Origin of the sequence: Flavobacterium enshiense (assembly GCF_040750275.1) — a bacterium.
Taxonomy (GTDB): domain Bacteria; phylum Bacteroidota; class Bacteroidia; order Flavobacteriales; family Flavobacteriaceae; genus Flavobacterium; species Flavobacterium enshiense_B.
Genome location: NZ_JBDOCV010000005.1, coordinates 501,247 through 517,277, shown reverse-complemented (window position 1 = coordinate 517,277; position 16,031 = coordinate 501,247). Strand labels below are relative to the sequence as shown.

Annotated in this window: 11 protein-coding genes; 2 read left to right on the top strand and 9 right to left on the bottom strand. The window is 39.8% G+C overall.

All coding sequences use genetic code 11. The features are described 5' to 3' along the window. From ABGT15_RS11550 to ABGT15_RS11510, 9 genes are all read right to left on the bottom strand, one after another. The gene (locus ABGT15_RS11550; protein ID WP_367231578.1) at positions 1–2,463 is read right to left on the bottom strand and encodes a beta-mannosidase; all 2,463 of its coding nucleotides are present in this window, start codon (positions 2,461–2,463) and stop codon (positions 1–3) included. Next, a complete protein-coding gene (locus tag ABGT15_RS11545; RefSeq protein WP_367231577.1) occupies positions 2,460–3,131 on the bottom strand; it encodes a copper homeostasis protein CutC in 672 nt (223 codons plus the stop codon). The genes ABGT15_RS11550 and ABGT15_RS11545 overlap by 4 nt, the downstream gene beginning before the upstream one ends. Beyond that, positions 3,128–4,132, bottom strand: coding sequence for an isoaspartyl peptidase/L-asparaginase family protein (locus tag ABGT15_RS11540; RefSeq protein WP_367231576.1), 1,005 nt, complete (start codon positions 4,130–4,132; stop codon positions 3,128–3,130). Before ABGT15_RS11540 ends, ABGT15_RS11545 begins: the two co-directional genes overlap by 4 nt. Next, positions 4,132–6,396, bottom strand: coding sequence for a glycoside hydrolase family 20 protein (locus tag ABGT15_RS11535; protein WP_367231575.1), 2,265 nt, complete (start codon positions 6,394–6,396; stop codon positions 4,132–4,134). Before ABGT15_RS11535 ends, ABGT15_RS11540 begins: the two co-directional genes overlap by 1 nt. An 83-nt stretch (positions 6,397–6,479) precedes the next feature. Beyond that, positions 6,480–9,050: a sodium-translocating pyrophosphatase gene (locus ABGT15_RS11530; RefSeq protein WP_367231574.1), complete on the bottom strand. Its 2,571-nt coding sequence runs from the start codon at positions 9,048–9,050 to the stop codon at positions 6,480–6,482. A gap of 113 nt (positions 9,051–9,163) precedes the next feature. After that, positions 9,164–9,694, bottom strand: coding sequence for an inorganic diphosphatase (locus tag ABGT15_RS11525; protein ID WP_237788684.1), 531 nt, complete (start codon positions 9,692–9,694; stop codon positions 9,164–9,166). 107 nt (positions 9,695–9,801) lie between these two features. Next, positions 9,802–10,404, bottom strand: a complete 603-nt coding sequence (locus ABGT15_RS11520; protein ID WP_367231573.1) for a DNA-3-methyladenine glycosylase family protein — start codon at positions 10,402–10,404, stop codon at positions 9,802–9,804. Beyond that, positions 10,404–12,884, bottom strand: a complete 2,481-nt coding sequence (locus ABGT15_RS11515) for a DUF5686 and carboxypeptidase-like regulatory domain-containing protein (protein WP_367231572.1) — start codon at positions 12,882–12,884, stop codon at positions 10,404–10,406. The genes ABGT15_RS11520 and ABGT15_RS11515 overlap by 1 nt, the downstream gene beginning before the upstream one ends. A 66-nt stretch (positions 12,885–12,950) precedes the next feature. Next, positions 12,951–13,928: a pyruvate dehydrogenase complex E1 component subunit beta gene (locus ABGT15_RS11510; protein WP_367231571.1), complete on the bottom strand. Its 978-nt coding sequence runs from the start codon at positions 13,926–13,928 to the stop codon at positions 12,951–12,953. A 326-nt stretch (positions 13,929–14,254) separates the two neighbouring features. Between ABGT15_RS11510 and ABGT15_RS11505 the strand changes: the two genes are divergently transcribed. Both ABGT15_RS11505 and ABGT15_RS11500 read left to right on the top strand, forming a co-directional pair. Continuing rightward, positions 14,255–15,001, top strand: coding sequence for an electron transfer flavoprotein subunit beta/FixA family protein (locus ABGT15_RS11505; protein ID WP_367231570.1), 747 nt, complete (start codon positions 14,255–14,257; stop codon positions 14,999–15,001). A 58-nt stretch (positions 15,002–15,059) separates the two neighbouring features. Further along, positions 15,060–16,028 (top strand): electron transfer flavoprotein subunit alpha/FixB family protein, encoded by a 969-nt coding sequence (locus ABGT15_RS11500; protein WP_367231569.1) that lies wholly within the window; start codon positions 15,060–15,062, stop codon positions 16,026–16,028. The last annotated feature ends 3 nt before the right edge of the window (positions 16,029–16,031 follow it).

Here is a 16,031-nt window from a genome sequence, read left to right as displayed (position 1 = left end):
TCAATAAAGACTTTTTACCGTAACCCCTTTAACATTACCTTCAAAACGAATTTCTTTCTTTTCTCCCGGTAATAAATCGAAATAATTATCGCTGAATTTTACATTTGCAGCTTTCAGAAAAACATATTTGGCCAACACATCAGTAGTAACTTCAACCGTATTGTCATCGATTTGACTTACCACTATTTTTGGTGTTTTCAATTGTAATTCTTTCGGTTTGGTAAAATAATGCAACGCTCTTTTTGCTTCAGCATCATCGGAAATTAACGTAACAGCAAATACAATCTGCTTCGGATCAAAAGTTTCAAACTCTTTTTTATCAAACGCATGAACCATTTTACTTGAGTTGTCATCAATCTGAACACCATCCATTTTCTCCCAAAGCACATTCCCGTTAAAATCGAGAAGCTGAAGAACCAATTGTCCCGCTTTTGGACTTAACGCATCGTTTATCACATACACTTTTAACTGATTGTTTTCATCAGCTACAGAAACCAAGACATTCTCAAAACTTCGCTTCGCCTGATAATGAAATGCTTTCCAATTTCCGTAATAATCCAACGAACTCCAAGACGTAACTGGCCAGCAATCGTTGAATTGCCAATACAGCGTTCCCATACAATAGGGTTTGGCACGGCGATGGGCTTCAATGGCGGTTTTCATGCCTTCCGCCTGTAACAATTGCGACACATAAACATAATCCTCAAACTCGGTCGGTATTTTATAGTCCCGTTCCATATAGGCTTGTATGGTTTGATAACCAGTTGGATGTTTTTGATGGTTTTTTACGGCTTCCGAATTCAAATGTAAATCACTTTTATCAGCAAAAGTTTCAAAAGTTTCCCGATTGGGCATGCCCTGAAAACCGTACTCGCTCATAAAACGTCCGACTTTCTTTTCATAAACTTCGAAGGGTTCCATGCCCCACCAAACGCCCCAGTAATGTGAATCCCCCTGCAACATACTTTCTTTTCGGCCCCAGCCAATCGAAGGCGAAGACGGCCAATAAATATTCTTTTCTTTCGAAAGCAAACTGTCTAAGGTTTTAGGAATGACTTCATGAAACAACTTTTTGTAATCGTTCCAGATTTTGGTTGAATCGGTTGCGGAATATTTGTATTGTTTTTGCCAGCCCCAGTTGTGCCAGCCTTCGTCGTTTTCGTTATTACCGCACCAAAGCGCTAAACTTGCATGGTTTTGCAGACGGTTGACATTATCAATCACTTCCTGTTTTACATTTTGCAAAAACACTTCATCACCCGGATACATCGCACAGGCGAACATAAAATCCTGCCACACCAATATTCCTTTTTTATCGCATTCCTCGTAAAACGCATCATCGGCATACACACCGCCGCCCCAAACACGAAGCATGTTCATATTAGCATCCACGGCATTTTGAACCATATTTTGATACACCGAATCCTTGGCCCTAGGCAAAAAACTGTCCGGCGGAATGACGTTAGCGCCTTTCATAAATACCGGCACACCATTCAGTTTGAAGTAAAAACTTTTACCAACCTGATCTTTTTCCTGTAGTAACTCCAGTGTTCGCAAACCGATATTCAGGTTTTTGGCTACAATAACTTTATCATTTTTTGAAACGGAAATCTGAAACGGATACAAATGTGCGTCTCCCAAACCATTACACCACCAACGTTTTGGGTTTTGAATTTCGTAATTTATTTTAACCTGATTGCTGCCTTTTTTAAGTCGAATTGTTTCCAGCTTCTCATTTACTTTCAACTGATAACTTCCGGATTTCAGACAATGAATCTCTGCTGCAAAAACCAGTTCAGCTTTAACATCCGTTACACTTTTCTGTTCGTATTTGATAGTATTTAATTGAACCGCATTTGAAAAATGAAGCTGTACTTTCTTCCAGATTCCGGCCGTTACAAAACGAGGCCCCCAATCCCAGCCATAGTGGTATTGTGCTTTTCTAGTAAATATTTTTTCATCGCCCGGCAGAGTATACGGTAATTTAACAGCATCTTGTTTTCCTTTTTTAACTGCCGATTCAAAAACGACTTTTAGCTGATTATTCCCTTTTTGGAGTTGCTTTTTTATTTCAACTTTCCAGGTTCGGAACATGTTATCGGCTTTCAGAATTGATTTTCCGTTCAGAAAAACTTCTGCGTACGTATCCAGACCGTCAAATTGCAATTCGATGGTTTCGCTTTTTAAATCTTCTGCCGTAATCGAAAAAGTGGTTTCATATTCCCAGGCTTCATTTTCTATCCATTGCAATTGCTTTTCATTACTGCCAAAAAATGGATTCTCAATGATTTTATGCTGCAACAAATCAGTATGAACAGTTCCCGGAACACTGGCGGACAGCCATTTCATGTCGCCTTTTTTCCTGAAACTCCATTTCTCTTTTCCCAAATCACGTTGATAGTTTTGTCCAACAGTAATGGCGAAAACACAAAAAACAAATACAAACGACAGGACTTTTTTCATGAATCCAAATTTAATTTTAAGGCTTTTACTTCATCAAGATTTGCGGTTTCACTTCCATCAGTAATCGCGGAAGAATGATAGAATCCTGCATTAGTCTGTTGCTGAATTAAATTGATATTCGTCGAACGCAAACCGCCGCCCGGCATGATGGAAATTCGGTTATTCGCTTTTTCCACCAATTGCTTTAAAACCGAAATTCCTTCGACCACATTGGGCATCGTCCCGGAAGTAAGGATGGTTGAAAAACCGCATTGAATCACGCTTTCCAAAGACGAAAAAACATCCTGAACTTCATCAAAAGCGCGATGAAAAGTACACGGAAGCGGCTTGGCTAATTCCACCAATTCCGTATTCTGTTGAACATTAACGGTATTATCTTCGTTCAAAATTCCGAACACGAAACCGTTTGTACCCATGGTTTTGAAATGCTGGATCTCAATCTTCATCTGCTGAAATTCGGAATCAGTATAACAAAAATTGCCACCACGCGGACGAATCATTACATACAAATCAACAATGATTTCCTGACGCAAATTTTTAGTAGCTTCGACATCTGGCGTTGTCCCGCCATCTTTAATATTGGCGCAAAATTCAATGCGATTCGCACCGCCTTCTTGAGCAATTAAAGCCGATTCTGCATTAAAACAAGCGATTTCTAATTTTCTCATGACTTTAAATAATAATCGGCATCAATTAATGTATTTCCGGTTTCGTCGTATTTGGCATAATTAAACCCACCCTGAACACAATAAGAACCGTGTTCTCCATTTTTGTTCAGCGCAATGAATCCAACCTGTATATCTTTTAAGTTTTTGTTGCGATTTTTGGTAAGTTTTACGATGCGCATCACCGCTTCCTCACAGGCTTTTTGAGGTGATTTCCCTTGTCGCATCAGTTCCACCACTAAATGACAGCCTGCAATTCGGATGACTTCTTCGCCGTGACCGGTTGCTGTTGCCGCTCCAACTTCATTATCCACATACAATCCGGCTCCTATAATCGGTGAATCCCCGACGCGTCCATGCATTTTATAGGCCATACCGCTGGTGGTGCAAGCTCCGGATAAATTCCCATGCTCGTCCAAAGCAATCATGCCAATGGTATCGTGGTTTTCGATGTTGACAATCGGTTTGTAGTTGCTGTTTTTCAACCATTCTTTCCACTCCTTTTCGGATTCTTCGACCAGAAGATTTTCTTTTTTATAACCTTGTGACAATGCGAATTGTAATGCTCCGTCACCCACTAACATCACATGCGGTGTTTTTTCCATGACCGCTCTGGCTACCGAAATTGGATGTTTGATGTGTTCCAGACATGCTACCGAACCGATGTTTGAAAATTCGTCCATGATGCAGGCATCCAGCGTTACGCGTCCGTCACGATCGGGTCTTCCACCGTAACCTACACTTCGTTCTTTGGGATCAGCTTCGGGAATACGAACGCCCGCTTCCACTGCGTCAAGAGCGCGGCCTTTTTTCTTCAACACTTCCCAGGCAGCAGCGTTGGCCTGAATTCCAAAATTCCAAGTCGACAATACGATTGGTTTTTTTACTTTTCCTGAAATCGGAATGAGTTCTTCGGTTTCTTCAGATTTTCCTTTGAAAGCATTCAACGCAACGGCTACGGAAGCGATTGCGGTGGTTTTTATAAAATTTCTTCGGTTTGCCATTATTCTATACTTATTTCGTCTACAAATAACCAACTGTTGGAACCTGCACCCTGTTTTCCTTCGGCGATGATTCCGTTGTTTTCTGCGATGACTTTTATAAATTGAACATTTTGTTTGTCAAATTCCACTACAATTTTTCCTTTATCTTCATAAATTTCTTTGGAAGAAACAATCGTAATTGAATAGTAGTTTTCACCATCTTTTGAAACTAAAATCCCGACACTTTTAGGATAGTAAATCCAACTCCCTTCTGATGAAAGGGTATTGATACTGATTTTTGAAATTGCTTCTGTTTTCCCTAAATCAATGGTAGCATTCATATCTTTTCCCCAGAACCCTAACCAATCCCTTCCAAATTTAGACGGATTTCCTTTCATACCATCCACCAAAGTAAAAGGGCCACCGATTCCGTAATTTTCATGCGGCTGATGTATTAATTCAATCTTTTTCCCGGTTGATTTAGTGATAAAAAAAGGTTGTTCTATCGTCGCGCTTTTTGCTTTTTCATTTTCAAAATAAGCTGCTTTTATAGTTTGGTTTTTAACGACTAGAATTGGTTTCTCATAAGCAACAGAACTTGCCTTTGGTTCCGAACCATCGGTTGTATATTTGATTCCGGTTGGATTTGCTGATTTTAATTCGAAGGCTACTCCGTTTTCTGCTGGCTGCACTTTAGAAGTTACTTCAAAGATGGCTTTACTGTAATTGATTCCTTTTTTATCATAAATTTCAAAATGTTGAATCAATCGCTTTTCAAATTCTTTGTAATTATCTGGATTGGATGTTCCCCAAACCACTTCGGAAAGCGCAGCCATTCTTGGCATAATCATGTATTCTACATGTTTTGGTGTGTTGATGTATTCTGTCCAAAGATTGGCTTGAGCACCTAAAATATACTTGGATTCTTCTGTTGAAAGTTCCTTTGGAATCGGATTGAACGAATACACTTTTTCCACATTGGTATAACCGCCAAAAGCTATTGGCTCGTTTTTAGGTTCGCCTTGATAATGATCAAAATAGCAATGGGAACCGGGTGACATGACTACAAAATGTTTTTGTTTGGCTGCTGCAATCCCGCCTTCGGTGCCACGCCAACTCATAACAGCTGCATTGGGTGCTAATCCGCCTTCCAAGATTTCGTCCCAACCGATGATTTTTCGGCCTTTCCTGTTGACAAATTTTTCGATTCTTTGGATGAAATAACTTTGCAATTCGTGTTCGTCTTTTAAGTTTTCGTCTTTGATTCTTTTTTGGCAATGCGAACAACTTTTCCAACGCACTTTCGGAGATTCATCGCCACCAATGTGAATGTATTCGGAAGGAAACAGTGTCATCACTTCGGATAAAACATCTTCTAAAAATGCAAACGTTTCGTCTTTTGGACAAAAAACATCCTCTAAAACACCCCACGTTTTCCCCACTTCAAAGGGACCGCCCGTACAAGAAAATTCAGGATAGGAAGCTAAAGCAGCCAAAGCGTGCCCCGGCATTTCAATTTCGGGAACAATGGTGATGTGGCGTTCTTTGGCGTACGCTACGATTTCTTTGATTTCTTCTTGCGTGTAAAATCCACCGTAGCGAATATCATCGAACGTTTGATCAGTATAATGTCCAACCATGGAACCGTTTCGCCAGGCACCCACTTCGGTTAGTTTGGGATATTTTTTGATTTCGATACGCCAACCTTGATCGTCGGTTAAATGCCAGTGAAAGGTGTTCATTTTGTATAGCGCAAGATAATCGATGTATTTTTTGATGAATTCTTTTGGAAAGAAATGACGGCAAACGTCTAAATGCATGCCGCGCCATTGGAATTTGGGCTGGTCTGAAATTCTTAAGCCTGAAACTTTAATATTTTCTGAATACTGATATGGAATACTTTGTAAGAGAGTCTGGATTCCGTAAAACAACCCTTGATTGTCAAAGGAAGAAATCTGTATTTTATTTTTATCGACAATTAATTCGTATTGGCCTCTGCTAAAATTAATTGTGTCAGGCGCTTTTAGCCCTAACTGAATCGCGTTTTTGGATTTGACTTTTGAGGTGATCTTCAAATCTAAACCCGTTTGACTTTTGATACTTTCTTTAAGAAATAAAACTTCAAAAGATGACATATCACCCGTTTGAATTACCGTTTTTGAATTCAATACAAAAGGATCCGAACGATACTCCGTTTTTTGTGGTTTAGGAATTAAAGGCAACGGATTTTGAGCCAAAACAAGATTGGTCATTACCAATAGAAACAGTGTAAAAATTTTGGGCATTGTTGTTTGTGTTGTTTCGCTAAAAGTACTAAAATAAAAAAGCCCCACAAACTGTGAGGCTTTTTATTATCACGGAATACATTCTATTTATCCCTGAATTCATCAATTTTTGCTTGTACTTCAGCTTCGGTACCTTCGAAAACTTTTTCTTCTACTGTAGCTTTTCCATTTACTTCAGAAGTGATTTTCACGGTAGCTTTTACTTTGCCGTTCACCTCTTCTTTCTGAATGGAAATCTGTTTGGACACTTCTTTTTGCATCATCCCGTCAGCAGCGCAACACGCCATTTTGCAATCTACTTTTTTCATGAATTTTCCGTTTTCGTCGAAATGCGCCATACACATCGCTTTTTCTTCTTCGGAACAACCCATCTCGTCACACATTTTAGCGCACTCGTCTTTGGTCATGGTTGCCATTTTATTCATGTCGCATTTCATATGGTGTCCGGCATGTATTTCAGATTGTGAACAACAAGCAGCTTTATCAGCTCCAGCTCCATGTCCGCTTCCTAAAATCGGAGCAATGACCAATCCCACCAAACACGTTAACTTAATTAAAATATTCATCGATGGTCCTGAGGTATCTTTAAACGGATCCCCAACCGTATCCCCGGTTACTGCCGCTTTGTGTGCATCGGAACCTTTGAAAGTCATCTCTCCGTTAATCATTACTCCAGCCTCAAACGATTTTTTAGCGTTGTCCCAAGCTCCTCCGGCATTGTTTTGGAAAATTGCCCAAAGCACACCGGAAACACAGACTCCAGCCATATAACCACCAAGCGCTTCCGGCCCCATGATCGCGCCAACAATAATTGGAGTGATGATGGTAATCGCACCCGGCAACATCATCTCGCGTAAGGCTGCCTGCGTGGAAATATCCACACATTTTCCGTATTCCGGTTTTCCGGTTCCTTCCAAGATACCCGGTATTTCACGGAACTGACGACGTACCTCGTTTACCATGTCCATCGCTGCTTTTCCTACAGATTGCATTGCTAAAGCAGAGAAGATTACCGGAATCATTCCTCCGATAAATAACGCAGCCAATACATCGGCTTTAAAAATATTGATTCCGTCGATTCCTGTAAAGGTCACATACGCTGCAAATAAAGCTAGGGCTGTTAACGCCGCTGAAGCAATCGCAAATCCTTTACCAACTGCTGCTGTGGTGTTTCCAACCGAGTCTAAGACATCGGTTCTTTGACGTACCTCTTTTGGCAATTCGCTCATTTCGGCTACACCTCCCGCGTTATCCGCGATAGGTCCGAAAGCGTCTATTGCTAACTGCATTGCTGTAGTCGCCATCATTGCTGAAGCGGCAATCGCTACGCCATAGAAACCTGCCAATTCATACGAACCCCAAATCGCTGCTGCGAAAAGGATTACGGAGGAGAACGTCGATTTCATTCCTGTTGCTAAACCTGCAATAATGTTAGTAGCAGCTCCCGTAGAGGAATTCTGAACAATGTTTAAAACCGGTTTTTTTCCTAAAGCGGTATAATATTCTGTGAAAGCAGAAATTAACCAGCCCACTGCCAAACCTACTAATGTTGCATAAAAAATATGACGGCTTGGGATTTCTTTTACACCTTCTCCAAAGAATTTCATGTGGATGGTTTCCGGCAACATAAAGTCAATCAAGAACCAACACACTACAACGGTTAATCCTAAAGCAATATAATTTCCAAGATTTAAAGCGCTTTGTACTTGTACTTCTTTGGCATCATTATTCGTGATTTTCACAAAGAACGTTCCGATAATAGAAGACAGAATTCCTGTTCCTGCAATTACCAAGGGCAACAAGATTGGCCCCATTCCGTTGAAAGCATCGGTAAATTGAGCACCGGCTGCTTCAGTCATGTCTTTGATGATGTAGTTTCCTAAAACCATCGAAGCCAAAACGGTTGCTACATACGAACCGAACAAATCGGCACCCATACCCGCAACGTCGCCCACATTATCTCCTACGTTGTCTGCAATTGTTGCAGGGTTACGCGGATCGTCTTCCGGGATCCCGGCTTCTACTTTACCTACTAAATCGGCGCCAACGTCGGCAGCTTTGGTATAGATTCCTCCGCCTACACGGGCAAATAAAGCAATGGATTCTGCACCAAGCGAGAAACCAGCTAAACATTCCAAAGCAATGGTCATTTCTTCATAGAAATTTCCTGCCCCGGTGACAAACATATTGGTGAATAAAATAAAGAAGATACTTAGTCCTAAAACCGCTAAACCGGCAACACCAAGTCCCATAACGGTTCCTCCCGAAAACGAAACTTTCAATGCCTGCGGTAAACTGGTTTTAGCTGCCTGCGTGGTACGGACATTCGCCTGGGTGGCAATGCGCATACCGATGTTTCCAGCCAGCGCCGAAAAGAACGCTCCGAAAACAAAAGCAACTACAATAATCCAATGAGAGGTTTCCACAAATCGGGAAACGGCAAACAATGCAACGGATGCAATCACTACAAAGATTCCCAAGATTCGGTATTCGGCTTTTAGGAACGCCATCGCTCCTTCCTGAATACTTTTAGAAATACCCTGCATTTTCTCGTCACCTGCGTCCTGGCTCTTCACCCAAGCGGCTTTGACACCCATGAACACAAGACCTAATATGGCCAATACTATCGGCACATAAACAATCATTTTCTCCATAAATTTGGTTTTGGTATTTAGTTAATTTTAGTAAATATAACGAAACCAAAACAAATAAAAAAGCAACATTCTTTTCAGAACATTGCTTTTTTTATAAAATTTTAGGAAATCTGTTATTTAATACTGAATAATCCCTCCGGTTTGTTTTCGATTGCATTGAAACGATCCACACATTCTTTCAGGATTCGTTTAGCATCATTTACATCACCCCAACCTTCAACGTCTACTTTTTTGTTTTCCAAATCTTTGTATACTTGGAAGAAGTGCTCAATCTCTTTGATTAAGTGCGGATTCATATCTGACAAATCGTCTAATTTATTCCAGATTGGATCCGAAACCGGTACACAGATAATTTTTTCATCCGGTCCTTTATCGTCAGCCATGTGGAATACTCCGATTGGCTTTACTTCGATAACACATCCAGGAAACGTCGGTTTAGTTACCAATACCAAAACGTCTAACGGGTCACCGTCTAACGCTAAAGTTTCCGGAATAAAACCGTAATCTGCGGGGTACATCATAGACGAGAATAACATTCTGTCGAAACGCATTCTTTTTAAATCGAAATCGTATTCGTATTTGTTTCGGCTTCCGCGAGGAATCTCAACTAATACGTCAAAAGTAGTTACTTTATCAGCTGTCATTTTATTTACTTGTTTAATTTTGAGGGTGCAAAAGTACTACAAAACGAACTGACTTACAAGAAATCTTACTACTAAAAAATCAGATTTAGCACAATGTTAATGTAATTTTAATACGGATTTTTTCGCCCTCTTTTTCGAAGATAATAGTGCCATAGGAAAAAAGTAGCTCCGGATCGGTAGGGTTTCCATTTTTCGGCATAATCTGCCATGGATTCCTTATCATGGATATCAAACAACTCTTTAATTGTGTTCACTACTGCAATATCACCCAATGGGATAATATCAGGGGATTGCAAACAAAACATCAGGTAGACATCTATGGTCCAGTGCCCGATGCCTTTTATTTTTATCAATTCCTCACGAACGGTTTGTGCGTCTTTAAAAGCCAGACTCTCCACGTCAAGCTGTTTATCTAAAATTGCCTGTGACAACGCTTTTAAATAACTGGTTTTTTGTCGGCTAACCCCACAAGCTCGAAAATTTTCGTCGGAAAACCCAACAATAGTTTCCGGGCTAAAATCTGGAATTACATCCTTTATTTTCAGAAATGTTGCCTTAGCCGAATCAATGGAAACCTGCTGCTCCAAAATGAGCAAACATAACGTTTCAAACCCCGATGGACGCGTGACAAAAACCGGCTGTCCGAATTGTTCGACGATATGCTTGAACTTCTCCTCTTTTTCAACAAGGAATGTAACCGCTTCTTTCATTAGAAATAAAATCCAAACGAACCTTTGATCCCAAATTTATTAGCATCCGGCAAATTGAGGTAACTGCCTCTCCAACAGAAATCCAGACGGAAACATTTAAATATATTCCCGATTCCGGCGTGGTATTCCCAGTATCCTTGCGTTGGTGCACGATAGGTCAAACCCGAAGCGTTGATCGCTATATTTTCATCGGAAACCGAACCATAAACCCCTTTAATACCAATGATTTCTCGCCAATTCAATTTACGCAGCAACGGAACGCGTGAAAACAATCTTCCGTTAAAATGATGTTCCAAATGCAACGACGCGTATTCATCGGCTACAAATTCGTAGTAATTCATCAGGTTATAAGTGTTGTCGATCTGAAAATACGATTGATTTCCCGGAATCACTCCCATCAAACCAAGTGGTACTTCTCCAAAAATTTTACCGGTTTCAAAAGTAGGAAACAAGCGACCAAAACCTCCGATCAATATCGGATGGCGGTAATACAACTGAAGTTTCTGATAGTTAAAATCACTATCAAGCACACCTTTAACACCTTGACTGTAATTTACAAACACTCTCGGAAAATTATAATCCACCAACATACGTTCAACTCCATGTCCGATGGTTTTTCGTTTCGGCGTATAATCCACCATGAAATTCACTTCCGATTGTTTTACCTGGCTTTGAATGTTGCCGTTTCCGTCATAATAATCCAAACTGAATTTATCCCAAGCCGATTTCAAGGTCCTGTAAGTGAAACCTGTTTGAAAGGTCAGGTTCTTAATCGGCTCCATTTGCAGGGAAAGCATTGAGAGGTTTATTGAAGACAACTTATCGTTATTTCCGCTGGAGAACAAGGTACTGGATGCAAAACTCCTACCTAAAACATCATTCGTTGCCGTTAAACTAACACCCAACTGTTCAATATCTCTACGGTTTCCGGCAGAAATAATGAAACGGTTCTTTTTGTTCAACAACCATTTACCGGACAATCCATATTTGAACTGTTGATCTGAAAAACCGTAAGCCGTGTAACCCTCGATGCGCCATTTGTCATTCGATCCGAAATAGGTTCTTCCGCCAGCTCTCAGACGCATTCCTTCCACATTGTTGTATCCGTAGGTGGAAAAAATCGGACCATAATCCATTTTCAGCTTCGGAATTTCGATGTAACCACTTGCTAAAATGGTTGCAATGTTATAAATCCGTTTGAACTTCGGAATGGTTTTTAACGTATCGAGAAGTCCATAGATACTTTGCTCGTTTTTATTGAGGTTCTCAAAGCGGTTTTCTTCCCAAAATTCATCCGATTTACCGTATACTTCTGCATTAAAATTATCGACTTCTTCCTTATAAAATTTATCGTCTTTCGGAATGTCGAATTTATGATTGCGGTATAACGACGTTCTTTTTCCGTACACTCCTTTTGCCTTGTCTTTCTTGGAAAAACTAAAATCGGACATCATGTGGTCGCGTTTCAAAAGAAAAACCGAATCATTCAGCACTTCAAATTCCTGCTCGATATAAATCTCTTTCACCCAGTTGATATTGGCGCTTTTACTGGCTTCTAAGTTTATTTTTTTAATAGCAAATGTGGTATCATTTACCCAAAAATCTCCTTTAAACGTAAGTTCGTTTTTTCTTCGGGGATAATAAATAATATTAAAGCACCATTTGTTGTCGATAAAAGCACTGTCTGCTAAAACATAATTATACACATTGATTCCGGTTCTCGAAAGTGGGCTCACAAAATCTTTGTCGAAAAATTTCAGGTAATTGTTGTAGATGTCGTAATCCGCATACAAATCTTTGATGAAGGTACTCACCCCATCACCTTGCCCCATTCCGGAGTTTTTACTGGCAGTCACCACCTCTTTTTTACGATTAGTGGTATTATCGCCATACACTTCGCTCAAATTTTCATTAATAAAAATCGGTAAAAATGCTTTTCCGGTGACACGCGAAGTATCAATACGGTCCCAGATAAATTCCATGCCCTTAAAAATTTTATTGGCCTTAAAAGCACTGTCAATGGAATTCAGATCGAACTCAATTTTCTCATATTTATTATACTGGTACTGCTTGAACATGTTAAGTCCATTCTTACGCTTACGTTCCCAAATTTTACGAAGAATATCGATAGCAGGATTGTTTTTCTTTGATGTTTTTCCGGCGTACACTTTCACCTCCTGCAACTGATTGTCCGGCTGAATTACAATTTTCAAATTGAGATTCACAGCCTGTGCTAAAGGGATTTCAACTGCCTTATATCCTACGAAAGACGCAACAAGTGTTCTGTATGTTTTATCGGACTGCAGATAGAACTTACCGTTTTCATCCGAAACAACACCTTCGGTAGAGCCTTTGAAATATACGTTTGCATACCCCATTGGCTGATTGGTGTCATCATAAACCACACCACCTACTTTTGTCTGTGAAAACACTGATACGCAAGCAAATAAAACAACTAGTAAAAGAAATATTTTTTTCATATAACCGTAAAAAAAAACTTCATCAGCACAATTACTGATGAAGTTCAAATATAGCTTTTTTTCAGATTATTTGTACATCACTTTTTTAACCGCTTTTACCACATCATTTGCGTTCGGCAACCATTCTTTTAAAAGTGTTGGCGAATACGGAGCCGGTGTGTCGGCAGTAGTGATTCGTTGCACAGGAGCATCTAAATAATCGAATGCTTTTTCCTGAACCATATACGTGATTTCAGAAGCAACCGAAGCAAATGGCCAAGCTTCTTCCAACACCACTAATCGATTTGTTTTCTTAACCGATGTTAAAATCGTATCGTAATCCATCGGACGTACCGTTCTTAAGTCGATGATTTCACAAGAAATACCTTCTTTAGCCAATTCATCAGCCGCAGTATAAGCTTCTTTAATGATTTTTCCGAAAGACACGATTGTAACGTCTTTTCCTTCTCTTTTAATATCGGCAACTCCTAATGGAATAGTATATTCGCCATCAGGTACTTCCCCTTTATCACCATACATCTGCTCGGATTCCATGAAAATTACCGGATCGTTATCACGGATAGCCGCTTTCAATAATCCTTTCGCATCATAAGGCGTGGATGGCACAACTACTTTCAATCCCGGTGTATTGGCAAACCAGTTTTCAAAAGCCTGAGAGTGCGTTGCTCCCAACTGACCCGCTGAAGCTGTTGGCCCACGGAATACCATTGGCATCGGGAATTGTCCGGCAGACATCTGACGCATTTTAGCCGCGTTGTTGATAATCTGGTCGATACCTACCAAGGAGAAGTTGAAGGTCATGAATTCCACTATCGGACGGCAACCGTTCATCGCTGATCCTACTGCAATACCTGCAAACCCCAGCTCGGCAATCGGCGTATCGATTACTCTTTTCGGGCCGAATTCGTCTAACATTCCTTTTGATGCTTTGTAGGCACCGTTATATTCTGCTACTTCTTCCCCCATTAAATATACCGATTCGTCGCGACGCATTTCTTCGCTCATCGCCTCACAAACCGCTTCTCTAAACTGTATCGTTCTCATGTATTTTTCTTTATCCAAAAATTATTGAAAGGCAAAAATAAAAATTTTATGTCAGTTACCGCATACATATTAAAGTATAACACAAATTATTTACACTTTATGATTTATTTTTTCTGTTTTTATTGACAAACGCACTTGAGAAAAGATTCTTTTACTAAGAAAAATTCACCTAAAACTTATTTTAATACCTGTAATTTAAAATTCTTCAAAAAATTATTACATTTCATTGAATAATATTTATTTATTATGCATGCATAGTAAATTATTGAAATTAATTCCTTAAATTCGTAGCCCGAAAAGATAATCAACATTATAATTTTATAACAATGAAAATATTAGTTTGCATCAGCCACGTGCCTGATACTACTTCAAAAATTAATTTCATTAACGGTGATACGGAATTCGACACTAATGGCGTACAGTACGTTATCAACCCTAATGACGAGTTTGGTTTAACAAGAGCAATTTGGTTCAAAGAACAACAAGGCGCTAACGTAACGGTTGTAAACGTTGGAGGTACTGACGCTGAAGCTACTTTAAGAAAAGCATTGGCTATCGGAGCTGACGAAGCTATCCGCGTGAACGCTAACCCAACTGACGGTTTCTTCGTAGCCAAGCAATTAGCTGAAGTAGTTAAACAAGGTGCTTACGATCTAGTAATCGCAGGTAAAGAATCTTTAGATTACAACGGTGGAATGGTTCCGGGAATGTTAGCTGCTTTAACAGGTGCTGATTTCGTAAACTCTTGTATCGGATTGGACATCAACGGTTCATCAGTAAAAGCGGTTAGAGAAATCGACGGTGGTAAAGAAACCATTGCTGCAAACTTACCTTTAGTAGTTGGAGGTCAAAAAGGCATCGTGGAAGAGAAAGACTTACGCATCCCGAACATGAGAGGAATCATGACGGCAAGAACCAAAGCCTTAACTATTTTAGAGCCTGTTGCCGCTGACAACAATACAAAAGCAGTGAAATTCGAAAAACCGGCTGCAAAATCCGCAGTGAAATTGGTAAGCCCTGACAACTTAGACGAATTAATCAACTTATTACATAACGAAGCGAAAGTAATTTAATTACGAAATTTTTCAATTTTTCAATCTTTAAATCTTTCAATTTTTAAATAAAGAAATTATGTCAATTTTAATATACGCGGAATCCGCAGAAGGAAAATTTAAAAAAGTAGCTTTCGAGTTGGCTTCTTATGCTAAGAAAGTTGCAGAGAAAATGGGAACTACCGTTACTGCTGTTACAGTAAACGCAGGCGATGTTTCCGGATTGTCAAAATATGGTGTTGACAAAGTATTAAAAGTAACTAACGATAAATTAGGCGCTTTCAACGCTAAAGCATATGCTGACGTAATCAAACAAGCAGCTCAAAAAGAAGGATCAAAAGTGGTTATTCTATCATCAACAACAGATTCTTTATACTTATCGCCTTTAGTAGCAGTAGGCTTAAATGCCGGATTTGCTTCTAACGTGATTGCGTTACCGGAAAGCACATCTCCTTTTACCGTAAAAAGAAATGCTTTTTCCAACAAAGCGTTCAACATTACAGAAATCACAACCGATGTAAAAGTTTTAGCATTAGCTAAAAACTCCTATGGATTAATCGAATCAGCTTCATCATTAACAGAAGAAGACTTCGCTCCGTCATTGAACGATGCCGATTTCTCTGTAAAAGTAGAATCCGTAGAAAAAGTAACCGGAAAAGTAACTATCGCTGATGCTGAAATCGTAGTATCTGGTGGTCGCGGTATGAAAGGCCCTGAAAACTGGGGATTGATCGAAGAATTAGCTGCTGTGCTTGGTGCTGCAACGGCTGCTTCAAAACCAGTTTCCGATTTAGGATGGAGACCTCACAGTGAGCACGTAGGACAAACCGGAAAACCAGTTGCTGCTAACCTTTATATTGCAGTGGGTATTTCTGGAGCGATTCAACATATTGCCGGAATCAACTCTTCAAAAGTGAAATTAGTTATCAATTCCGACCCTGAAGCTCCTTTCTTCAAAGTTGCAGATTATGGAGTTGTAGGAGATGCTTTTCAAGTAGTTCCTGCATTAATTGAAAAATTAAAAGCTTTCAAAGCGGCACAGCATTAATAT